Source organism: Caballeronia sp. LZ062, assembly GCF_031450785.1.
Taxonomy (GTDB): Bacteria; Pseudomonadota; Gammaproteobacteria; order Burkholderiales; family Burkholderiaceae; genus Caballeronia.
On sequence record NZ_JARTWB010000003.1, the window covers coordinates 150,377 to 173,159 of the forward strand.

Consider the following 22,783-nt stretch of genomic DNA (forward strand, 5'->3'; position numbering starts at 1 on the left):
GACGATCATTTTAGATCGCCCGCTCCAAAACGCGCAACGAGACCTTCTGTCAAGCACAGAGCCTGCGTATGACCGACTCGATGGGAACTTCGCCCTTCAAGATTTCCCCGCTACGCCCTTCGAAATCTATCCATCCTTCATTGAAGCCATCCAGCATACGGATGCGCGGCATCGGGTTCTTCATGCCCTGCTGCACGAACAGGTCGCGCCAGGTCTCGCGCGGCACGGCACGCACGCTAACCGGTTTGCCGAGCACGGTCGAAAACGCCGCTGCGATATCGCGCGGGCTGACGCGCTGCGGCCCTTCAAGCTCAACTACGCGCTTGCCGTCCCAGTCTTCCCGGAGCAACCGCGCGGCGGCTTTGCCTACATCGTCGGTGGCGACCATTGGAATCACGCGATCCATCGGTTGCAGGAACGAGCGAATGACGCCTTCTTCGCGAGCCGATTGCACGTCCCATGCGCTGTTCTCCATGAACCAGCCAGGGCGCAGAAACGTTACCGGTATCGGCTGCGCGGTCAACGCCTCTTGCAGCATCGTGTGCTGCGTCAAGAGATTGGTTTCCGTCGCCTGTGCGCCGATGGTCGAAAGACACACGATCTTGCGCGGCCTGCCGCGCTTCACGGCCGAGAGAATCGCGTCGATGACTTCTCGCGCTTCAGGGAAACCGGGCATCGGATCGAATTGCGGCGGCAGAAGAATGAACACGCCGTCGGCGCCTTCGAAGGCTTGCGTCAGCGCGTCGGCATCGTTCATGCGAGCGTTTGCGACTTGGCAGCCACGCGCGGCCCAGGGCTTGCCTTTCGTTGCATCGCGCACGACCGCGCGCACTGTCTGCCCTGCGTCGAGCAGCGCTTGGGCGAGCGCGCCGCCCACTTGTCCGCTGATTCCCGTGATGGCGTACATGTTTGCTTCCTCCTTGCGAATCGGTTGTTGTCTTGCTTCGACGACTCGCATGGTAGGTCGCTGACTGCGCCGTTGAAATGCCGCCCGCGTCATTACATTCATGACGCGGAATCACGAATGAAAAAGCCCCGTGTGCGACATTGCCGCGAACGGGGCTTGCATACGTCATGACGACATCGCGTGTTTCAGGTCACCGGCGCCGGATTGAACAGCACGAGCGCGTTATGCAGCTTGAGTTTCTCGGCGCGCGTTTGCTTGCGCCCACTCGCGACATCGAGCATCAGACGGAACAGTTCCCAGCCCACGTCCGCGATGCTCGCTTCACCCGTGGCGATGGTGCCCGCGTTCACATCCATCAGATCGTGCCAGCGGCGCGCGAGGTCCGAGCGCGTCGCGACCTTGATGACCGGCACTTCGGCGAGACTGTACGGCGTCCCGCGCCCGGTCGTGAACACATGCAGATTGATGCCCGCCGCCAGTTGCAGCGTGCCGCAGATGAAATCGCTCGCGGGCGTCGCCGCGTAAATCAATCCCTTCTGCTTGACCTTCTCGCCCGGCGAAAGCACGCCTGAGATGGTCGAACTGCCCGACTTGACGATGGAGCCCATCGCCTTCTCGACGATGTTCGACAAGCCGCCCTTCTTGTTGCCGGGGGTCGTGTTCGCGCTGCGGTCCGCGCCGCCGCGCTTCAGGTAATCGTCGTACCACTTCATCTCGCGAATGATCGCCGCGGCCACTTCGCCGTTCGCGGCGCGCGCCGTGAGTTGCGCGACGCCGTCGCGCACTTCGGTCACTTCCGAGAACATCACCGTCGCGCCGGCGCGCACGAGCAGGTCCGTCGCGAAGCCCACGGCCGGATTCGCCGTGAGACCGGAGAACGCGTCGCTGCCGCCGCACTGCACGCCGACCACGAGATCCGACGCCGGACACGTCTCGCGGCGGCGGTTGTTGAGCCGCTTCAGATGCGTCTCCGCCATGAGCATGATGGAGTCGATCATCGACTGGAAGCCCACGTGCCCTTCGTCCTGCAACACGACCGCACCGCCGTTCGCTTCGCTTTCCATGTCGCCGATATCGGCGATGGCGTCGTCGAGCGCGGCGGCGGCGATCGGTATCGTTCCCGGCGGCATCAGACGTTCGGGCTGCAGCTTTTCGCAGCCGAGGCTTACCATCATCACTTCGCCGCCGAAGTTCGGATTAAGCGCGATGTTGCGCACGGTGCGGATCGGCACCATCGCGTCGGGCGCTTCGATGGCGACGCCGCAGCCGTAGCTGTGGCCGAGACTCACCACATCGTCGACATTCGGATAGCGCGGCAGAAGTTCAGACTTGATGCGGTCGACCGCGTGCTGCACGACATCCGCGACGCACTGCACGGTCGTGGTGATCGCAAGGATATTGCGCGTGCCCACCGTGCCGTCCGCGTTGCGATAGCCTTCGAACGTGAAGCCTTCGAGCGGCGACGTGTCGGGTGCCTTGATGGTCGCGACGGGCAGATCGTCGAGTTCGGGCGGCGTCGGCATCCGCAACACGTGCTCGTTGATCCAGCTTCCTTTGGGCAGATCCTTCAGCGCATAACCGATGACCACGTTGTAGCGGATCACGGCATCGCCTTCCGCGAGATCGGTGAGCGCCACCTTATGGCCTTGCGGTACGCGCTCGCGCAGCACGAGACCATCGGCGAACGTCGCGCCTTCCCCGAGGCCGCCGTCGTTCACGACGATCGCGACGTTGTCTTCAGGGTGAACGCGTATATAAAGCGGGGGCTGATTCATTCTGGCAATCCTTGATACAGCGCGGCACGCGCCGCTAGAGTTCTGTCATCCTACAACACCAGAGCGAGCTTCGACTCAGTGTTTACCCGCGAAACAGCAGGCGCCGCATCGACATGGTTGCCCGAGGCACAGGCATGTTGTACGATGACCTATAAGCGCTGCATTCGCCGGACGCTGCCAACGAGACATAAATCATGACGACACCGCAAGAACTCAAGCAGATCGTATCCGAGGGCCTGCTCTCTTTTCCCGTGACGGATTTCGACGCACAGGGCAACTTCCGCGCCGACACCTATGCCGAACGTCTCGAATGGCTCGCGCCGTATGGCGCGTCGGCGCTTTTCGTCGCGGGCGGCACGGGGGAATTCTTCTCGCTTACGCAACCCGAATATTCGCAGATCGTGCGCACGGCCACCGAAGTCTGCAAGGGCAAGGTGCCGATCCTCGCGGGTGCGGGCGGCCCGACGCGCACGGCCATCGCGTTCGCGCAGGAAGCGGAAAAGAACGGGGCGCAAGGCATTCTGCTGATGCCGCACTACCTGACCGAAGCGTCGCAGGAAGGCATCGCCGCGCACGCGGAACAGGTCTGCAAGGCCGTGCCGAACATGGGCATCATCATCTATAACCGCGCGAACTCGAAGCTGAACGCGGACATGCTCGAGCGTCTCGCGGACCGTTGCCCGAACCTCATCGGCTTCAAGGACGGCGTGGGCGAAATCGAGGCAATGGTCACGATCCGCCGCCGTCTCGGCGACCGCTTCTCGTATCTCGGCGGCCTGCCGACGGCCGAAGTCTACGCGGCGGCGTACAAGGCGCTGGGCGTGCCGGTGTATTCGTCGGCCGTGTTTAACTTCATCCCCAAGACGGCGATGCAGTTCTACCGCGCCATTGCCGCCAACGACCATGAGACGACGGGCAAGCTCATCGACGAGTTCTTCCTGCCGTATCTGGCCATTCGCAATCGTCGTCCGGGCTATGCCGTGAGTATCGTGAAGGCCGGCGCGAAGCTCGTCGGACACGATGCCGGTCCGGTGCGCGCGCCGCTGACCGATCTGACCGATGAAGAAGTGGCCCAGCTCGATGCGTTGATCAAGAAGCTCGGCGCACAGTAACGCGCCATCGCTTCGGGACGCCCCGAGCGTCGGACATGGCTCCGGCGCCCGGGGCGTTTCAATTGCGGCTCACGAAGCGGCAATCACCCGCAGTTCGAGTGCATCGCCGTCCGCAGCGATCTCAAGCAGACGATCCACGTTGGGATGCGCCCCCGGACGATTGCGCGCGTCCGCCGTATGTTCGGCGAATACCGCAAGTCCATGCTCGGCGGCCTGCGCGTTGAGCGCGCCGAAGGTCTGCTTCAGATAGTGATACACCGCGAGCGAGCCCTGCTTGCCCGGCTTATTTTCGATGCTCGCGATCACATCGCCCTTCGCATCGATCAGATCGATGCGCTCGATGCCTTCGATGGAAGGCAGTTGCGCCAGGTTGTCCTTGAATACGTTGCTCGGCTGAATCACGAAAGACGCTCCGTCATGGTCGGTGAATTGAGGCGAAGTATCTTAATCGATTCACGCATCAGAAGACGTGCATGAGGCCGACATACGCGCCGGTCTGCGATTCGCCGGCAAGCGGGCTCGTGCTCGTGCTCGCGTCGGAATTGCGCGGCGTGGCGAAGACGGAGAACGTGCCGTTCGCGCTGTTACGCACGTAAGCCACAGTGCCGTAGACGAAGGTGCGCTTCGTGAAGTTGTAGGTCGTGCCGAGTGCATAGAGCATGGCGTGACTCGCGGGATCGTGCGATGCATCGCCCGTTCCCTCGCCTACGTGCACATAGAAACCGGACGCCGTGACGGCCCATTGCGGCGTCGCCTGATAGGTCGCGCCGAGCCAGTAGTGATCGGCGCTGTCGGAAATGCCCGCGGGTGTATCCGGCGCTGCGTAGTGCGTGTAGGCGGCCTGCACCTTGAACTTGTCGATCTTCAGATTCGCGCCGACGAAGTATTCCCGCGACGAGACGAAGATATTGGTCATGCGCCCGTTCTGGTCACGCAGTTCGTCGTAGATGCCGCGCACGTCGAGAAGCGGTGAGTGATAGGTCAGCATGATGCCTTCCGAGCGGCCGAATTCGCCCGGCGCGCCGCTGTTGAATGCGCCCGGCTGATTGCCGAATGCATACTGGCCCTGAACGTCGAAGCCGTGAAACACGGGACTGTGATATTCGACGTTGTTGTTCGTCTGCTGCCAATTGCGGCCGCGCACGAGCGATGCAGACGACACTGCCTCCTGCACCATCGGATCGAACTCCCACACGCCGTCGCTATCGATGAACAGATTGCGGCCCGCCTGAATCTGGCCCCACGTCTTCGAATTGAGGCCCACATAAGCGCGGCGCGAGAACATGCGGTCGCCGCCCGTTCTGCCGTTCATGATCTGCATTGCGGTCTCCAGATCGAAGACGGCGGTCATGCCGCCACCCAGGTCTTCGACGCCTTTGAGCCCGAACATGCTCGTACCCCAATCGCCGCCTTCCGCGCTCCATCGCGTCGCGTTGCCGCCCGCGCCGTTTGCCACGTGATTGAGATATTCGATGCCGCCGTCGAGCCGGCCGTACATGGTGACGGTGGACTGCGCCCAGGCGCTCGCGGATGCGAACAGCGCGCAACCGGCCGCGGTGCAGAAACGGATGTGCATGGCTTTCATTATCGTGATGCTCCTCATGTCGGGCGTGCCGCAGTGATGCTGGCGGACGTAGCGGGGAACGTAGCACTATCCGCAAAAGCTTGCACGGATGACATGGCGGCAACGCGCGCATCGGCGGTGTATTGCAGCCGTCTTGCGTGTCCGCCGTTTTCAAGTCCCCAAGCGAAAACGGGCGGCAACGGCCCGACGCCGTTACCGCCCCAAAGTACCACCGACGAAGCGCGAAGCGTGCTTAGTGCTGCGCGATGGTCGTCTTGTTGCCCGAGCCGAATTGCGACACGATCGCGACGTTACCCGTGCCGGCTTGCGTGACCGTCGCCGAGTTGCCGACGCCGGCCTGACCGATCAGGCCGTAGTTGTCATAGCCCGATTGCGACGCCGAGATGATGTTGGCATCGCCGAACTGCGCAGCCAGCAGGGTCGATTCGAACGAGGCTTCCTGATCCAGATGCGCCTGGTTCGTCTTGCCAACTTGCAGTACGCCAGCCTTGTTGCCCGAACCGGAGTTCTGGTCGATCGAAGCAGTCTGGTCGTAGCCGTTCTGCACGATGCCAGCCTGGTCGTTCGACGAGAAGTGCTGGTTGACCGTTGCATGACCGTAGCCGTCGCCGCTTTGCGAGATGTACGTCGTTTCGCCGCTCGCGCCGATCTGAAGCACGGTGGCGAGGTTCACGCTCGCCGATGCGTTCTGGCTGATCGTCGTCGTGTTGTAACCGCCGTTGCTCGAATCGGTGTTGGCGATGGCCGCGCCCGTTTGCTTGATCGACACGTTGTCATGCACTTCGTTCGTCTGCTTGACGTGCGCGTCCGTGCCCGAACCCGTGCCTGCCTGATTGATCGCGATGGTGTTGTATCCGCCGCCGGTCGTTTCGACGAGCGCCTTGTCCGCGCCGACGGTCTGCGTGATCGACGTATTATTGCCGACGGTCGTGTCCTGCTTCACGGTCGCCGTTTCATACGACGCGGCTTTCGAGCTGCTTTGCTGGATCGTCGTCGTGTTGTAGCCGCCGTTCTTCGACTCGACATCCGCGTTTGCGCCGTTCGCGCTTTGCAGAACCGTCACGTTGTCGTAGCTCGACTTCTGTTGATCGACATTAGCCGTGTTGCTCACGCCGACTTGCGAAACGAACGCCTTCTCGCCGGTGGAACCGTCCACTGCGAAAGCCGACGTGGAAGCCAGCGTTGCCAGACCCATAGCGATGATGATTGCCTTGACTTTCATTTTTATTTGCCTCGTTGATAGATGTTTTAGGTACGACGATTCACTGACGTTTAGTCACCCTTAACGTATCCGGCCCTCTCCGTCGGATACGATCCCACTCCCCTTACCTCAACCACACACACTGGTCTCCTCGCACCCCGGTGACAACCGGACGAGAAACACTGCCTACTTCATGAGGACCGCAGCCCGCGCTCCGTTGCCGGTCTGCGTGACCGACAAGCCGGAGCCGTTGCGGCTCTGCAAGATCGAAACTTCGTTGTTGTTGCCGAGCTGCGTCACCTGCGACGACATTGAGGTTCCAGTCTGCGTCACCGTCGCCTCGTTGCCGCTACCGCTTTGCACTGCAATTGACCGGTTGTACTGCCCGGCCTGATAACCGTTGTACTGATTGGCGTTGCCGCTTTGCTGCAGCACCGACCAGTTATCGCTGCCGGCCTGAGCCGTCACTGCCACGTTCGCGATGCCCGTCTGGTTCGCGACGAGGCCGTTCTGCCCCGCCTGAACGCCGATGACGCGATTGTTTGCGCCATGCTGCGTGACGCGTGCAACCTGTGTCGCGCCGCCGAAACCCGGCTCGGGCGGTCCGAAGTCCGATACCGGAGACAAGTCCGCCGCGAAGACCGCGAGCGACAGGCTCACGATCGCGAACATGCCGGCGCATAACGCGACCTTCGATGCACGCCACGGCGCGCGCGGCGGCGATAGTTGGTTATCGTTGATCATCGAATCAGCTCCCCATGGCCTTAGGCGGATCGATCTTCACCGCGCTATACGGCGGGTTCACGTCTTCCATGGTTTGCACATAGCCCTGGTTTTCCTGCAGATACCGCTGCATGGTCGGGTCGTACCAGTCCTTCATGTCTTTGAGCGCCCATGTCTGGTTCGCGACGCCCTGCACGATCAGGTGCACGAGCGCCGATTCGATCGCTTCGTTCACGCACAGTTGTTGCGGCTCGTTGCGCGTCATGCCGATCTCGGCCTGCAGCAAGTCCTTGAAGCCGATGAAGCGATACACGCCCGTATCGACCTGAATGGAATAGATGGTCTTGGTGGTCGATACGCTATTGAGAATCGCGCCGTTGCGAATATCGACTGCGCGCAGGTTCACCGTCACCTGGTCGACCCGGTACTGCTGCGACGCGGAGATGCCGAGATACGCGACGCCCGCGCCGCCCGTGCGAATGTTCGAGTCGTAGCCGACGATGCCGCCTTCCAGCACGATGTTCGCAGGCGCGAGCGCGCCGATCTGCGGGATCGCATTCTTCTTGTCGTCGGGCGTCTCGAGCGCACGCATGATCTTGCGCTCGGTCAACAGGTCTTGCAGGTTCTCGCGCTCGACGGGCTGAAACCAGCCGGAATCGCGCATGGCCTTGACGAGAAACGACGCGCCGCCTTGCGTGACTTGCGACGAGAACGAACTGTCCGGCGACGGCTTGTATTGACCGGTCAGATCGCGAAAACCGTACACAGCCGCGAAGATCTTGCCCTTGGGCGGCGGCAAGTGCGTGAGATCGCGCGTGACCCGCGTGGGCGGCGTGAGCGTCGCGTTGCCCGCGGAAGGCATCGGTTGCGTGACGCAGCCGGTCATCAGCATGGCGGCGGCGAGCGTGGCGCCGAGCGCGGCGGTCCTGAGTGTGTTCTTGTTCATGGCTGATGTGCGCTCGTCTTACTGGCCGTTACCGACGATGAAAGTAGTGGATGCGCCGGTCGTCTTGTCGGTCGTCGTCACTTGCAGATTGCCGCCGGTGACTTGCGTGATCGCAATCGAGAAGTTGCCCGTGTTGATCGTGCCCGGATGCAGCGTACCGTCGGTGCCGACGACCGAACTCGAAATCGACGACGCCACGCGCGACAGAATCGCCTGTTGCAGTTGCGTATTGAACTGGTCGAGCGTGGACTGACCGCCCATCAGGCTGTCCGTGGATGGATCCTTGTACTTGTTCTGCGCGTTCGCTTCGTTCAGCAGATTCGGTCCGTTCAGCGGATTGCCGCCGAAGTTGGGATTCACCGGCTCATACACGAGCGTCGTGGCGTGGGCGGCGAGCGGCATCAATAGCGGCACCGAGAGCGGCACCGAGAGCGCGCAGGCGAGCATCGCGCTGCGGACAAGCGCATTGGTTTTCATCGTGTTCCCCGTAGTTGGCCGTGTTGCTTTTATTAGAGTTCGTCGTTCGCCATGTCGGCGTCGCGAAAGAGCAGGCGCGTGAGGTCGGCCTGCATGACGTTCTGGAACGCCACGTGTGCCGCGCCTTCCGCAACGGGCCGCACATTGGCCCGCGCAATCGGCAAGAACGCCTGAAAGACGCGGCGCTGACCGAACTCGACCCAGACGAGGCTGCCGTAGCGCGCCGATGGACGCTCGTGCACCGAGACGATGTAACGCTCGGACAGGGGGATGGCGCCCCATGCTTGAGCGAACCAGTTATAGAAGTCCTGCCCCGCGAGCGTCACGGTGTCAGTGGTCACAGCACCGCCGAGCGCATCGTCGAGCGGCTTTTCGCTCGTCACGTCGACGGTGCGCGCGCGCGGCGTTCCGGCGAGCGTCGCGCTCTTTTCGAGCGCTTCGGATGCGTTCACCGTGCCGCGCGGCGAAAGCGGCGCACCGTTCGCGGCAGGCAGTGGCGTGGTCCGGCCGACAGGACTGGGCGTCGGCGTCGTGGGCAGCGAAATCAGCGGTTGCGCGGCATCCGACGACTGCACATGCGCGGCCGAAACCGTTTCGTCGTCCTGAGCATATGCATGGCCTGCACATGCCGATGAAGCGATGATCCACACTGCGATTGCGCGCCCTTTGATGGGCGCATTCTTCTCTCGCTGCATGACTTCCCCGTATGCCCTTGGCACTATGGTGCAGCCTTCAGGCGTTGCTTGTTGTTATTCGTTAGACGGAACGAATTTTGCGCAAAACCGGGGACGCAATATGTGGCGCGCGCCACATTAATCTGACGAAAGTTTCAGGCTTTGAAACGTGCTTGAAAACCGCTGCGTAAGGCGTTTTGGCGGCTGCTGAGATGGAAACGTTTGCGCGCGCCGCGGTATCGTTTCCGAGCGTGCAACCGCGTCTCGGCTGTTGGTCTCACAGAGACGCGTGTGCGCGTCAGCGTGGTCGCGGTTTCGCCTCCGGCGGCCCTCACTGCCTTGCTGCGACTGGCTTTGCAGCGAGAGCAGCCGGATTGGCATAGCGAGTGCATTAGGAAACTCGACCGCGACACCATGAACAACCTGCGCTGCGGCGCGAAGACCGTCAACGAGGCCATCGGCGATACGGTGAAAATGCTGCATCAAATCGGCTTGTGACAATGCGACTTCGTTTCGAACTCCTACGTTTGCTTTTAGGGCCACGCACCGGCGTGGCACTGCGTCACATACGATCCACCGCGATGACCGCATCGGCGAATGCCTTCGGTGCTTCCTGCGGCAGATTGTGGCCCACGCCGCCGCCCACGTCGATATGCCGATACTTGCCCGTGAACTTCTTCGCATACGCGGACGGGTTCGGATGCGGGGCCGCGTTGGCGTCGCCTTCCATCGTGATGGTCGGAACCGTGATCGACGGTGCGGCGGCGAGACGCTTTTCCAGCGCGTCGTACTGCGGCTCGCCTTCGACAAGACCCAGACGCCAGCGATAGTTGTGAATCACGACCGCGACGTGATCCGGGTTGTCGAAGGCTTGCGCTGAACGCTCGAACGTCCCATCGTCGAAATGCCATTGCGGCGATGCCGTTTGCCAGATGAGCTTTGAGAACTCGCGGCGGTTTGCTTCATAACCTGCGCGGCCGCGCTCGGTCGCGAAGTAAAACTGGTACCACCACGCGTACTCGGCTTTGGGCGGCAACGGCGCGCGGTTCGCTTCCTGACTGCCGATTAGATAACCGCTCACCGACACGAGCGCCTTGCAACGCTCCGGCCACAGCGCAGCGACGATGTCGGCAGTGCGCGCGCCCCAGTCGAAGCCCGCGACCAGCGCCTTCTGAATGCGCAACGCGTCCATCAACGCGATGATGTCCACGGCGACGACCGCCTGCTGCCCATTGCGCGGCGTATCCGCCGAGAGAAAGCGCGTGGACCCGTAGCCGCGCAGATAAGGCACGATCACGCGATAACCGGCAGCCGCGAGCATCGGCGCGACTTCGACGAAGCTATGAATGTCGTAAGGCCAGCCGTGCAAGAGAATGACGGGCGGGCCGTTTTCGGGGCCGACCTGCGCATAGCCGATATTGAGCGTGCCCGCGTTGATCTGGCGGATATCGCCGAAGGACGTCGCGTTCGTTGTCGTTACCGACTGCGCCCGAACCAGCCCACTGAAACCCAGCTGCATCGCGCCAATACCGGCGATGGTCGCACCAAGCAAGCGGCGGCGCGTGCCGTTAATGTTCTCCGTCATCATCCCTCTCCACTACGTGTCGTCGATGGAAGGCATGATGTGCGCGTTGCGCCGTCAGAGCAAGAGCAACAAAGTTCACGTATCGTTGCTCTGCGGACAACGCTCATGAAGCTTTGAAACGGAGAAACGGCCATGCGTGAGATCAATCAGCAGCGTCTGCGGTACTTCAACGAAGTGCTCGCGCACGGCACCATTCGCGGCGCGGCGGATCATCTGAACACGTCGCCATCGGTGATCGCGCGGCAGATCAAACTGCTGGAAGACGAACTCGACACGACGCTCTTCGAACGGCAGGCGCGCGGCGTTCGGCCAACCGAAGCAGCGTTTCATCTGCTCGAGTTCTGGCGCGGTTATCGCTCGCAACAGGAGAAGCTCGAAGATCAGCTACATGCGCTGAAAGGGCTGCAACAAGGCGAGATCACGCTCGCCGTGAGCGAGGGCTACGTCGACACACTCGTCGACGACGTGCTCGCGCCCTTCTGTGCCCGGTATCCCGGCCTCGACGTCGCGGTGAAGATGCTCGCGGTCGATGAAATCATCGAAGAGGTCGTGCAAAGCCGCGCGCATATCGGACTCGCTTACAATCCGCCGCCGCATCCGCGCATCGAAGTTCGCGCGAGTGCGGCGCAGCCGGTCGTCTCGCTCGCGCGGCACGATCATCCCCTCGTTGCGCGCGGCGGTGCGGCGCGTATCGACGATCTGTTCGACCATCCCCTTGCGCTGATGCCGTCTACGTTCGGCATCGGCCATGTCGTGAAGATGCTCGAAATGGCCGAAGGCACCGCCATTCGCGCGACGCTCACGACGAACTCGCTGACCGCATTGAAGCGCATGGTGAGCGCGGGAAACTTCGTCACGTTGATCGGCGAATTCGCGGCGTATCGCGAGATTGCGAGCGGCGAAATGAAGACGGTGCGGATCGCGCATCCGGTGTTCGAGAACATACAGGCGCGCGTGCTGTTGAAAGCTGGCAGGCCGCTTGCCGCAGGGCCGCAGGCATTGCTCACCTGGATGCTCGACAAGATGCCGATGTTCGCGCAACGCGACAAACGCCGAAAGCGCGGCGCGAAGTGATCAGCGCGCGGCCTCCGTTTCCGCGCAGGCCGCATGCTCCATTAACGCATCGAGCGCGACCGGCCGCGAACGCAGGAAGCCCTGCATCTTGTCGCATCCCGCCTGTTTCAGGCGTTCTAGCTGTTCTTGCGTCTCGACGCCTTCGGCCACCACGATCACGCCGAGCTTGTGCGCGAGATCGATCACGCCTTCGACCACTGTGCGCATCATCGCGTCGGTGGCGATGTTATCGACGAAGGACTTGTCGAGCTTCAGCACGTCGGGTCGGAAGCGCGCCAGATAGCTGAGGCTCGAATAGCCCGTGCCGAAGTCATCGATGGCAATACGCACGCCCAGCGCGCGCAGGTTCGACAGCACCTCTTGCGCATCGTCGACGTTCTCGATCAGCGCCGACTCCGTGATTTCCAGCGTGATGCAATGCGAGTCGATGCCGGATCGCTCGATGACACGCTGAAGCACGCAAACGAGCCGAGGATCACGCAATTGCTTCGGCGAGACGTTCACCGCCACCGAACGCACGTCGGGCACTGAAGCCGCCAGGCGCGCCGCTGCCTGCACGGCTTCGCGGATGATCCAGTGCCCCGCTTCCACGATCAGCCCGCTGTCTTCCAGCACCGGCACGAATGCAGCCGGCGAGATGAGGCCGAGTTGCGGATGCTGCCAGCGCAACAGCGCCTCGACACCGACGAGCCCGTCCGTATGCATACAGTATTGCGGTTGATAGTGCAGCACGAACTGGTTTTCGCGAATGGCGTCGTGCAATTCGGCTTCGAGATGCGCACGCGCAAGGTCGTCCTTCTCGCGCTCGCCGAACACGCGGAATGCGTTGCGGCCCGCGCGTTTCGCGGCGTACATCGCCATGTCGGCGCTGATGAAAAGCGCCTCTGGCGTGCGGCCATGTTCGGGATACAGCGCGACGCCAATGGAACAGGTCATGTTGACGGTCTTGCACCCGGCCTTGATCGGGCGGCTACAGGCGAGCGCCAGCCGCCTGCACGCGCCTTCGATGCGTTCCTGATCGAACGCGCCGGGAAGCGCGATGGTGAACTCGTCGCCGCCCGCACGCGCCGCCACGGCACCCTCTGGCATGAGTTGACCGATACGGCCAGCAATCGCCTTGAGCACCGCATCGCCCGCGCTATGGCCCGCCGTATCGTTGATGGACTTGAAGCGGTCGATATCGATGAACAGATACGCGAACGGCTCGCGCGACGCGCATCGCTCGACGAGCGCCTGCATCATCGCGTTGCGGTTATGCAGTTCCGTGAGGCTGTCGGTGTTCGCAAGGCGATGCAGCGCCTGCAAGTGCATGCGCTCCTCCGTCGCATCGACGCATACGCTCACGACGCGCGAGACCGCGCCGTCTTCTCTCACCGGATAGATGTCCGCGCGCACCCAGCGCGTGCGATCGCCCTGAAGACAGAGGCGGAAATAGCTCTGCGACGGCGCGCCGGTATTCACCGCGTCGCGCATCTTGCCGCGCAGGCCGGGCATGTCGTCCCCGTGCACGCGCTGCATCCACGCAGTCTTGTCGTCCTCGAGCGCGGCGACGGGCATTTCCCACATGCGCTCGAAAGCGGAGCTGACATGCAGCAGCTCCTGAAAGTCGTGACTCGCGGTCCAGAAGACCGCGTCGACGTGGTCTTCCATGTCCTTCTGCACGCGCGCGTTGCCGCGCAATTCCTCGATGAGATCGACTTCCGCCGTGATATCGCGCGATTTGCACAGCACCGCGACGACGCGGCCTTCTTCACCGTAGACCGGCGCGAACGTGGACGTCCACCACTTCGGCGAGCCGGTCATTGTGGCGCACTCGCCCGAGAAGGACACCGATTCGCCCGCTTTCGCACGTTCGAACGCGGCCCGCGCATCGGGTGCGGCCCACAGCGCGAGCCAGTCGATGCCGACCACCTCTTGCGTATTCGCGGCATCGATCAGCCGCCTGCCGACTTCGGAGATGCACGTGACGCGCCCTTCGAGATCGAGCAGCTTGATGCAGTCTTCGGCAATCGAAAGCAGCCCATTGGCGAACTGTTGCGCGACGAAGAGCTGGCGCTGCGCTTGCAGCATCCGATGAACGACCGCCACGGCGCCGGCGCACGCCGCGCCCAGCAGCACGTTCCAGGGAAGCGCCATGAAAGGCGTCGAACACGCACCGAACACCGCTCCCAGCACCGTCAGCTCGAATGCGTCGAAGCGGCGCGCGCATTGCAGAAAGGCGAATCGCCGCGCGACGGTATCGCCGATCGTTCCGAGAAAATCGCTCGCTCTCTCCTGCACTGCCGTAGTCCCTTTCCGCCGTGGAGGCGCCGTTGCCTCGGTGCTTAACGGCGCAATGCGGGAAGTCTTGAGTCAGGCAATGTCCTCGGGAAAGCGGTGAACATTCTCGCGCGTGCGACTCAACGAGCCTGCGGCGTGCCTTTCAACGCGGCCGCGATTTCCCTGGCCAGCGCCTCCGCGCGATACGGCTTGCTCAGCAGCGTCACGTTGGGACGCAGCACGCCATCACGCAAAATGACGTCGCGCGTGTAGCCCGACACGTAGATGACCGGCACCGGCCGTGCCTGCGCGAACGCCCATTCCGCGAGATCGGCGCATTTCGTTTTGCCCGGCATCACGACGTCGGTCAGGATCAGGTCCACGCCAACGCCGCTTTGCAGCACGCTCATTGCGGCATCACCGTTCGCGGCCTTGAGCACCGTGTAGTGCATCGCTTCGAGTATGCCCACCGTCGATGTCAGCACCGCGGCATCGTCATCTACCACGAGGACGGTCGCGCCGCCCGTCTGCATCGCGAGCGGGCCGCCAGGCGCGGCCACGGTTTCCTGGTCGAAGCTGCGCGGGAAATAGAGTTCTACGGTCGTGCCCGCGCCCACGGTGCTCGATATGTCGATATGTCCGCCCGATTGCTTGACGAAGCCGAACACCATACTGAGGCCAAGGCCCGTCCCGTGACCTTCCGGCTTGGTCGTGAAGAAGGGTTCGAACGCGTGTTCCAGCACGTGCTCGGGCATGCCCGCGCCGGTGTCGGATGCGCAGAGCCGCACGTATTCGCCCGGGCGCACGTCCTTGCCTTCACACGCGGCTTCGTCGAGCACTTCGTTCGAGCACGTGAGCGTGAACTTGCCGTCGCCGCGAATGGCGTCACGCGCGTTGATCGCGAGGTTGAGAAGCGCGTTTTCCAGCTGATTGCGGTCCACGCAGAAATTCCACGCATCGTCCGGCAAATGCGTGCCGAAGGACACCGACGCGCCGACCGCATGCTGCAGCAGTTCGCGAATTTCATTGAGCAGGCGGCGCGGATTGATGACCACGGGCGATTGCGGCTGCCGTCGCGCGAACGACAGCAATTGCGACGCGAGCTTCGCGCCGCGCTGCACGGCCTCCATGGCGGCGTGCAGGCGTTCGGGCACGCGCGGGTCCGCCGGCGGCAGATATTGCAGCAGTTGCAGATTGCCGCTGATCGCCTGCAACGTATTGTTGAAGTCGTGCGCGACGCCGCCTGTCATCGCGCCGAGCGCCTCCATTTTCAGGCTCTGCCGCAGTTGCGCTTCGACAGCGATGCGCGCGGCGACCGCCTCCGAGATCTTGCTTTCGAGGTCGCGCGTGAGGTCCTTCAGGCTCTCTTCTGCGATCTTGCGGTCATGAATATCGACAATGACGCCGGGAAAGCGTAATGGCCGGCCGCGGTCGTCATAGTCGCAGCGGCCGCTTGCAAGAATCCACATCCATCCGTCGCCCGGCGTGCGGATGCGGTATTCAGTGCGATACGGCACGCCATCGCGCACCGTGCGCTCGATCGATTGCTGCACATGCTCGCGATCGTCCGGATGAATGATGTCGAACCCGGCTTCCAGCGGCCAGCCCTCGGCCAGGTCCTCGAACGGGACCGAGAACGTGAGGGCGAAGGGTTCATCGCCTACGACACGATTCTGCGGAATATCCCACACGAATACGCCGAGCACCGCACCGGAGTTCAGCGCCAGATTCAGGCGGTCGTTGGCCTCGCGCAACGCGGCTTCTGCGACCGTGCGATTGTGTTCGAGCCGCACACGCTCCGTCGTATCCACGACGATGGCGAGCACGCCGGCCGGTGTGCCGTCGTCGGAGGCAACGGGGCTGTAATGCAGGTCGAGCCACACTTGCGCAGGATGCCCGTTGATTGCGAGCACGAAGTCGATATCCCGATACGACAGCGATTCCCCGCGCAAACCGCAGTCCACCACGTTGCGATTGAAGTCCGACGCTTCCGGCCACGCCTTCTCGATCGGCAGGCCGAGAATGCCCGGGTGCCGCGCGCCGGAGAACTTCGCGTATGCGTCGTTATAGAGCAGGGTTCCTTCTTCGCCCCACAGCACGGCCATCGGCAAGGCGTTGCGCAGCATCACCTGCACGACGGAGCGCAGCGCCTGCGGCCATAAGCCGATGGGCCCGAGCGGCGTCTTCGACCAGTCGAAATCGCGAATGGCCCGGGCTGTCTCGCCGATCCATGAATCGAGTTGAATTGAATCGGCGAGGATAGAAGTCAAAGGCGGCCCTATGTATGAAGGAATCGTGCAGGCGCGGCCTGTCTGTCGCCGCGCGTCCGACAGCATAAAGGCTATCGCACTCGCACGCGAACAAATGACGCGTGACGCGCCGCCCGCCGGGCGCGACTTGGCGACCTATCGCGCCTTTGGCCGGCGCACGGCACGCACGGTGGCCGAGCGCCCGCCGCCGCAAAAGAAGCCGTCCCTGCCGTCCGATTCCAGCCCCGAAACGTTTGCGCCTTCAGGCATGTCCAGCTGTTCGATGACCTGGCCCGTGGCCGGATCGACGTGCCGAAGCTCGCTTTCGTCGCCTTCCCAAGTGGCGTGCCAAAGCTCGCCGTCGACCCATGTCACGCCGGTCACGAACCGGTTCGATTGAATGGTACGCAGGATGTTGCCGTTTGCCGGATCGATCTGATGAATCTTGCGCTCCCGGTATTGGCCGACCCACAGCGTGCCTTCGCCCCACGCGAGACCCGAATCCGCGCCGCCGCCGGGCGCCGGAATGGTCGAGAGCACGCGGCCGGTTCGCGGGTCGATCTTCTGGATGCGGTCCTCCGCGATCTGATACAGATGCTCGCCGTCGAAGGCCGTGCCGGCATGTGCCGGGACGTGCAGCGTAGCTTCCGGCTCGCCGGTTGCGGGATCGAATGCGTTGAGCGTATCGCCTGCCGCGAACCAGACGGCATGACCGTCGAAGGTGACGCCGTGCACGCCTTCCACATCCGGAAAAGGCCCGTATTCACGGATGATTTCTGCTTTCGCGCGTTTCATGGTCCGGTCCTCTCCTCGCGCATCCTTCGATGCCTTCGATTCAATACCGCGATGCTAGCCGCTCGCGAGATCGGCAGGGAGTAACAACGCCGACGCGAATCCCGGCGCGGGCGGCGCGAGCCAGCGGCGCGCGCGTCCACGCCCGAGCGACTGCACCTTGCCCGACGCCGCCAGCGTTTCCAGCGCGCGCTGCACCGTGCGCTGGCTCGCGTTCAGCGCAAGCGCCAGCGCGGAACTGGACCACGCTTCGCCATCGGCGAGACAGGCGAGCAGCGGCGCATGTTCGTCGTCCACGGGCTGCGCGAGCACGGCCACATCCGGCGCGACATGCGGCGCGAGCGCGTAGCCGTTGCGCGTGGCGCGAATATCGGCGAGCGGGCGCAGCAGCGTGCGCAAGCGCCCCATCTCGACGCGCAGCCGCGCACGGTGCGTCTCGTCAACGTGGCGCATGCGGAAAGCGCGCGCAATCAATTCATCGCGCGACACGTCGCCGGGCGATGCTTCGCCGAGCATACGTGCAAGCGCGAACAACACCGGGCGCGTCGCGAGCGAGATCGTAGTTCGTGTATCGCATACGCGGTGGCGGCAGGCGTCGATGACAAGCGCGTTCGATGCGAACAGCGTCTCGACATCGTCCAGCGAGAGCACGCGTGTGCCGTCTTTCGCGATGAGCCGCGCAGCAGGCGTATCGAGCATGGCCCACGCGTGCTCGACCTCCGCTGACAGCGCGGCAATGCCCGCGGCTTGCGCGGCCCGCCTCGCGCGTTCCAGCGCTGCGCGCGCCGCATTCGCGTGCAAGCGGCGCATGGCGATGCCCGCCGCGATCAATTCGTGCGCCGCGCGCAGCGCGGGCGGCAGCGCGGACGCATCCAGCGCGCCGAGTCGCTGTTCCGCCTCGCCGATGCGCCCGAGCAATAGCGCGCGCCGCACGTCGAGATAGCGCGCGTGCGCCGCGTTGATGCGGTCGCCATGCGCTTCGAGCGTCGCGCGCGCGCGATCGAGCGCCTTGGCGGGCCACGCAAGCTCGCGCGATGCGAGCGCGATCTCTGCCTCGGCGACGACGCATCTCGCGCGTGCGACGGCTTCCTTCGCCCCGAACGCGCGGGCGGCGCGCTTGAGAAGCGCCTTCGCACGCGCGAAGTCACCGAGCTGCGCCATGGCGATACCGCGCAGCGCGAGCGCGGGCGCATCGTCGCGCAGCGCCACGCGGTTCAATGCGCCGAGCGGATCGCCCGCTGCGAGCGCCCGCGCCGCCGCCGTCATCAACGAATCCATGCGAATCCCGACACGCTTGTCACTCCCACGCCCGGATGCCCGGCACTAATCTAACACCATGCTTTGCGACGGTCGCGAAGCATTCGGGAACCGCTGCGCACGCCGCGCCGCATAACGGAGGCAACGGGAATGACGACTCACATCACCGCAACACGCGACGACTGGCTCGCCGCGCGGCTCGATCTGCTGAAAGCCGAGAAGGACCTCACGCGCAGAAGCGACGAACTTGCGCGGCAGCGTCGGGCCTTACCGTGGGTGCGCATCGACAAGACGTATCGCTTCGATACCGAAGCGGGCGATGCCACACTCGCGGACCTCTTCGGCGGGCGCTCGCAACTGCTTGTCTATCACTTCATGTTCGGGCCGGACTGGAGCGCGGGATGCCCGTCGTGCTCGTCCATTGCGGATGGCTTCGACGGCTTCGCCGTGCATCTCGCGCATCATGATGTCGCGTTGTGGGCGGTCTCCCGTGCCTCCATCGACAAGCTGACGGCCTATAAAAACCGCATGGGATGGCGCTTTCCGTGGGCGTCCGCGAGAAATGGCGAGTTCAATTACGACTTCAACGTGTCGTTCACGGAAGAGCAACAGCGCGCAGGCGATATCGAATACAACTTCGCGCGCGGCGGCCACGCGATGGACATGAAAGACGCGCCGGAACCCGTGAAGGCGTTCGCCGCCCAGTGCGGCACCGACGCGCCGACCTTTACCCGCGACCGCCCCGGCATGAGTGCATTCGCGATGGAGGACGGCGCGGTGTACTACACGTATTCGGCCTATGCGCGCGGCCTCGATGCACTGTGGGGCATGTATCAGTGGCTCGACCGCGCGCCGAAAGGGCGCAATGAAAACGGCAACTGGTGGAAGCGCCATGACGAATACGCTGATTGAGCGGGCCATGCGCGCGTTCATCGTCGCGCACGGAAACGAACGACGCGCACTCGCCGCGATGCACGTCTTCGCATTCATGTTGAGCGCCGCGGTTCTCGTTGCGTGCCATGCGGCAATGCCGTCGATGAACTGGACGCGTCCTTGCGGCGCGACGGCGCTCGGCGCGGCGGCGGCGTTCGTCGGCATGTGGACCATCATGATGACCGCCATGATGCTGCCGTCTTTTGCGCACACGCTATGGCTTTACCGCGCGTCGCGCGTGGCACCGCTTGCGCTGATGACGGCGGGCTACGTCACGGCATGGTCGATCGCGGGCATGGCGATGTATTGGCTCGGTGCTTCGTCGAGCACGCTCTTTCTCGCGAAACCAGTGACAGCCGGCGCGGTGCTCTTTCTCGCGGGCATGGTGCAATCGAGCCAATGGAAGGCGCGTTGGCTCGCGCGTTGCCGCTCACCGGTGCCGCGTAGCCTGACGGTGCGTGATGCTTACGGTCATGGCACCCGGCACGGCTTGCAGTGTCTTGCATCTTGCGCGGGCCTTACAGTAGCTTTATGCGTCGCGGGCATGACGAACGCCAGCCCCATCGCTGCGGTGACGCTCGCCATCGCCGCCGAGCGCATGCTGCCTCATGGCGAGCGGCTGGCCCGGTACATCGGCGTGATTGTCATCGTATTGGGCATGGCCCGGATGCTCGATGCAAGCACCTAATGCAACTGCGATCAAGCGATCGTTCGTTCGTTTTGCTTATCCATGTTTTCCCGAACTAAAGCGCGGCGCGCTCTTGTCGATATACAAGGGTCGACGGATTCCCTCGGCCGCGCAGCAGGCGCTGCATCGCAGCCTCCGCGCGAATGACGCGATGCAGCCTTTTCGAGGAAGACATGTTTTCGACTATCAAAGGGCGGCTGGCGTTGGCCATGACGCTGCTGAGCGCGCTTCTGATCGGCATCGGTGTGCTCGGCCTCATCGGCATGACGCGCGCGAATTCGGTGACGCACGACCTGTTCACGAACGAGATGCCCAGCGCGGTGTCGATCGGCAATGCTGAGATGTTCATGGCGCGCGAGCGCCTGAGCTTCGACCGTGCTGCGCTGAACGTCGGCACGAGCGCAGCGGAAGACGCGATCGGGCGCGGCGCGCTCATGCGCAAGACATCCGACGATGCGTGGACGAAATACGCGTCCTTGCCGCAGGATTCGGAAGAAAAGCCGCTGGCCGAGAAGTTCAATCAGCAGCGTCTCGCCATGCAGAAGCTCATCGATGAAGGTTATGCCGATGTGCGCGCGAAAGACCAGGAAAAGATCACCGCCGATGCAAGCGCGATGCAGGCGGCCTTCAACGAATTCGCGAAGACAGGCGTCGCGCTGCGCAAGCTGCAGTTCGAAACGGCGCAACGCGCCTACGACGCAGGACAAGCGCAGTTCGAAAGCTTCCGCATGTGCAGCATCGCGGCGATTCTCGCTGGCGTGGCTGCCGCCATCTATTCGTGGGCCTCGCTGCGCCGCCGCATCGCGCGCCCGCTGGATGCGGCGCTCACGCAATTCAGCGCGATTGCATCGGGCGATCTGCGCGGTACCGTAACAGTCAACTCGAACGACGAAATGGGCCAACTGCTGCGCGGCCTTTCGACGATGCAGGCGAGCCTCATCGAAACGGTGCGCTCGGTGCGCTCGGGCAGCGAGTCGATTGCGTCCGCGACCAAACAGATCGCGGCGGGCAATATCGACTTGTCGTCGCGCACGGAAGAGCAGGCTTCGGCTTTGCAGCAAACGGCGTCGAGCATGGACGAGCTTACCGGCACCGTCAAGCAGAACGCCGACAATGCGCGTCAGGCCAGCACGCTAGCCGCGAACGCGTCGGAAATTGCGAGCAAGGGCAGCCATGTGGTGTCGCAGGTCGTCTCGACGATGGGCGAGATCAACCAAAGCTCGGCCAAGATCGCGGACATCATCACGATTATCGAAGGCATCGCGTTCCAGACCAACATTCTCGCGTTGAACGCTGCCGTTGAAGCGGCGCGTGCGGGCGAAGAAGGACGCGGCTTTGCGGTGGTCGCGGGCGAAGTGCGCTCGCTCGCGCAACGTTCGTCGGCGGCGGCGAAGGAGATCAAGGAACTGATCGACACGTCGGTCGAGCGCGTGCAATCGGGCAGCGCGCTCGTCGACGAAGCCGGCCGCACGATGAGCGAAATCAGCGGTGCGGTGCAGCGCGTGACCGACATCATGGGCGAGATCGCGGCGGCATCCGAAGAGCAAAGCAGCGGCATCGATCAGGTGGCGCGCGCCGTGACGCAGATGGACGAAGTCACGCAGCAGAACGCGGCGTTGGTCGAAGAAGCGGCGGCCGCGGCGCAATCGCTGGAGGATCAGGCAGCGGCGTTGCGCACGGCGGTGGAGACGTTCCGGTTGGAAGAGGAAGGGATGCGGGCGCTTGCGTGATAGGGCGATGCAAGTGCGGGCGTTAACGACGGTTTCGGCTGGTGCAATTCACTGATCGGGCCGTCGAGGAATAGTAACGCCGCGCGGAAAGCGCTTATCAAGAATTTCCACAAGCCACAGGCTCCATCCCATACCGCCGCTTCACTCCATCGCCCTGGGGCGAGCCGAGAAACGCCAGCAACGCCTTCGCATCGCCCGGCGAGCGCGCCGTCATGCACACGGCTCCTTCGAACACCGTAAGCGCCTGAATCTCGTCCGGCAATGGACCGACGATGTCCACGCCATCCAGCCCGATCAGCTCGCTCATCTGCTGAAAGCCCAATTCGACCTCGCCGCGCGCGATCAGCGCACCGACGGGCACACCCGGCTGCGCCTGCACGATGCGCGGCCCCACCCGCTCTGCGATCCCCCAGCGTTCGAACATGCGCATCAGGTGCGTGCCACTCGGCCCCGTCGAATAGCCGATGCTGCGCGCGCCGAGCACCGCTTCGCGCACGGCTGCGCCGCTGTCTATCAAAGGACGCGCCGCGCCCGCCGCAACCGCCATCGCAATCCCCGAACGGGCTATGCGCACGCGGCTCCATGCATCGACGAGGCGTGCTTCGGCAAGCCGGGCAATCGCATCCGATGCCAACACCACGACATCGAATGCTTCGTTTTCCTTAACACGTCGTGCAGCCGCCACGCCCCCGACCGATTCCACCGTCACGCGCGGGCCGGCATGCTGCATGTAGGCATCGGCGAGATCGCTCAGGACCTGGCGTGTCGCCATCGAGGAAATGACCGTGATAGGCGCGGCATTGTCGTTCATCGCAC

At 63.5% G+C, this 22,783-nt stretch carries 21 protein-coding genes; 6 read left to right on the forward strand and 15 right to left on the reverse strand.

Translation table 11 applies throughout. From position 1 onward, the window contains the following. Positions 1-49: 49 nt before the first annotated feature. A complete protein-coding gene (locus P9239_RS20875; RefSeq protein ID WP_309754430.1) occupies positions 50-907 on the reverse strand; it encodes an NmrA family NAD(P)-binding protein in 858 nt (285 codons plus the stop codon). 185 nt (positions 908-1,092) lie between these two features. Further along, positions 1,093-2,682, reverse strand: coding sequence for a galactarate dehydratase (garD, locus tag P9239_RS20880; protein ID WP_309754431.1), 1,590 nt, complete (start codon positions 2,680-2,682; stop codon positions 1,093-1,095). A gap of 194 nt (positions 2,683-2,876) precedes the next feature. Between garD and kdgD the strand changes: the two genes are divergently transcribed. Further along, positions 2,877-3,794 (forward strand): 5-dehydro-4-deoxyglucarate dehydratase, encoded by a 918-nt coding sequence (gene kdgD, locus P9239_RS20885; RefSeq protein WP_309754432.1) that lies wholly within the window; start codon positions 2,877-2,879, stop codon positions 3,792-3,794. Positions 3,795-3,863: 69 nt separating this feature from the next. Here kdgD and P9239_RS20890 read toward each other — a convergent pair whose 3' ends face one another. The 7 genes from P9239_RS20890 to P9239_RS20920 all read right to left on the reverse strand — a co-directional run bounded on the left by P9239_RS20890 (position 3,864) and on the right by P9239_RS20920 (position 9,421). After that, the gene (locus P9239_RS20890) at positions 3,864-4,196 is read right to left on the reverse strand and encodes a DUF2322 family protein (RefSeq protein WP_309754435.1); all 333 of its coding nucleotides are present in this window, start codon (positions 4,194-4,196) and stop codon (positions 3,864-3,866) included. A 58-nt stretch (positions 4,197-4,254) separates the two neighbouring features. After that, positions 4,255-5,370: a porin gene (locus P9239_RS20895; RefSeq protein WP_309755527.1), complete on the reverse strand. Its 1,116-nt coding sequence runs from the start codon at positions 5,368-5,370 to the stop codon at positions 4,255-4,257. A 241-nt stretch (positions 5,371-5,611) separates the two neighbouring features. Beyond that, positions 5,612-6,601, reverse strand: coding sequence for a hypothetical protein (locus tag P9239_RS20900; RefSeq protein ID WP_309754437.1), 990 nt, complete (start codon positions 6,599-6,601; stop codon positions 5,612-5,614). Positions 6,602-6,766: 165 nt separating this feature from the next. Beyond that, positions 6,767-7,324, reverse strand: coding sequence for a hypothetical protein (locus P9239_RS20905; protein ID WP_309754439.1), 558 nt, complete (start codon positions 7,322-7,324; stop codon positions 6,767-6,769). Between the two features lie 4 nt (positions 7,325-7,328). Further along, the gene (locus tag P9239_RS20910; RefSeq protein WP_309754441.1) at positions 7,329-8,249 is read right to left on the reverse strand and encodes a CsgG/HfaB family protein; all 921 of its coding nucleotides are present in this window, start codon (positions 8,247-8,249) and stop codon (positions 7,329-7,331) included. An 18-nt stretch (positions 8,250-8,267) separates the two neighbouring features. After that, positions 8,268-8,726, reverse strand: a complete 459-nt coding sequence (locus P9239_RS20915; protein WP_309754443.1) for a curli assembly protein CsgF — start codon at positions 8,724-8,726, stop codon at positions 8,268-8,270. 32 nt (positions 8,727-8,758) lie between these two features. Continuing rightward, on the reverse strand, positions 8,759-9,421 hold the full coding sequence (locus tag P9239_RS20920) for a CsgE family curli-type amyloid fiber assembly protein (protein WP_309754445.1): 663 nt from the start codon (positions 9,419-9,421) through the stop codon (positions 8,759-8,761). Between the two features lie 270 nt (positions 9,422-9,691). Between P9239_RS20920 and P9239_RS20925 the strand changes: the two genes are divergently transcribed. Beyond that, positions 9,692-9,898 carry a hypothetical protein gene (locus tag P9239_RS20925; RefSeq protein ID WP_309754447.1) on the forward strand — a complete coding sequence of 69 codons (207 nt, stop codon included), beginning with the start codon at positions 9,692-9,694 and terminating at the stop codon, positions 9,896-9,898. A gap of 64 nt (positions 9,899-9,962) precedes the next feature. Here the strand turns inward: P9239_RS20925 and P9239_RS20930 are convergent, their stop codons facing one another. Next, the gene (locus P9239_RS20930; protein ID WP_309754449.1) at positions 9,963-10,985 is read right to left on the reverse strand and encodes an alpha/beta hydrolase; all 1,023 of its coding nucleotides are present in this window, start codon (positions 10,983-10,985) and stop codon (positions 9,963-9,965) included. 132 nt (positions 10,986-11,117) lie between these two features. Between P9239_RS20930 and P9239_RS20935 the strand changes: the two genes are divergently transcribed. After that, the gene (locus tag P9239_RS20935) at positions 11,118-12,059 is read left to right on the forward strand and encodes a LysR family transcriptional regulator (protein ID WP_309754451.1); all 942 of its coding nucleotides are present in this window, start codon (positions 11,118-11,120) and stop codon (positions 12,057-12,059) included. On the opposite strand, the gene P9239_RS20940 is transcribed toward P9239_RS20935, so the two are convergent. From P9239_RS20940 to P9239_RS20955, 4 genes are all read right to left on the reverse strand, one after another. Continuing rightward, positions 12,060-14,339 (reverse strand): EAL domain-containing protein, encoded by a 2,280-nt coding sequence (locus tag P9239_RS20940; protein ID WP_309754452.1) that lies wholly within the window; start codon positions 14,337-14,339, stop codon positions 12,060-12,062. Between the two features lie 119 nt (positions 14,340-14,458). Next, complete coding sequence (locus tag P9239_RS20945; protein WP_309754454.1) at positions 14,459-16,588, reverse strand: ATP-binding protein; 2,130 nt, start codon at positions 16,586-16,588, stop codon at positions 14,459-14,461. 135 nt (positions 16,589-16,723) lie between these two features. Then, positions 16,724-17,362, reverse strand: coding sequence for a DUF5074 domain-containing protein (locus tag P9239_RS20950; RefSeq protein ID WP_309754455.1), 639 nt, complete (start codon positions 17,360-17,362; stop codon positions 16,724-16,726). 54 nt (positions 17,363-17,416) lie between these two features. Next, on the reverse strand, positions 17,417-18,637 hold the full coding sequence (locus P9239_RS20955; protein ID WP_309754457.1) for a helix-turn-helix domain-containing protein: 1,221 nt from the start codon (positions 18,635-18,637) through the stop codon (positions 17,417-17,419). 129 nt (positions 18,638-18,766) lie between these two features. Between P9239_RS20955 and P9239_RS20960 the strand changes: the two genes are divergently transcribed. From P9239_RS20960 to P9239_RS20970, 3 genes are all read left to right on the forward strand, one after another. Continuing rightward, entirely contained in the window at positions 18,767-19,528 is a 762-nt protein-coding gene (locus P9239_RS20960; RefSeq protein ID WP_309754458.1) for a DUF899 domain-containing protein, read from the forward strand. Beyond that, positions 19,509-20,237 (forward strand): DUF2182 domain-containing protein, encoded by a 729-nt coding sequence (locus P9239_RS20965; protein ID WP_309754459.1) that lies wholly within the window; start codon positions 19,509-19,511, stop codon positions 20,235-20,237. Before P9239_RS20960 ends, P9239_RS20965 begins: the two co-directional genes overlap by 20 nt. A 173-nt stretch (positions 20,238-20,410) precedes the next feature. Then, on the forward strand, positions 20,411-21,967 hold the full coding sequence (locus tag P9239_RS20970; protein WP_309754460.1) for a methyl-accepting chemotaxis protein: 1,557 nt from the start codon (positions 20,411-20,413) through the stop codon (positions 21,965-21,967). 97 nt (positions 21,968-22,064) lie between these two features. Here P9239_RS20970 and P9239_RS20975 read toward each other — a convergent pair whose 3' ends face one another. Then, positions 22,065-22,778, reverse strand: a complete 714-nt coding sequence (locus tag P9239_RS20975; RefSeq protein ID WP_309754461.1) for a substrate-binding domain-containing protein — start codon at positions 22,776-22,778, stop codon at positions 22,065-22,067. Positions 22,779-22,783 lie beyond the last annotated feature (5 nt).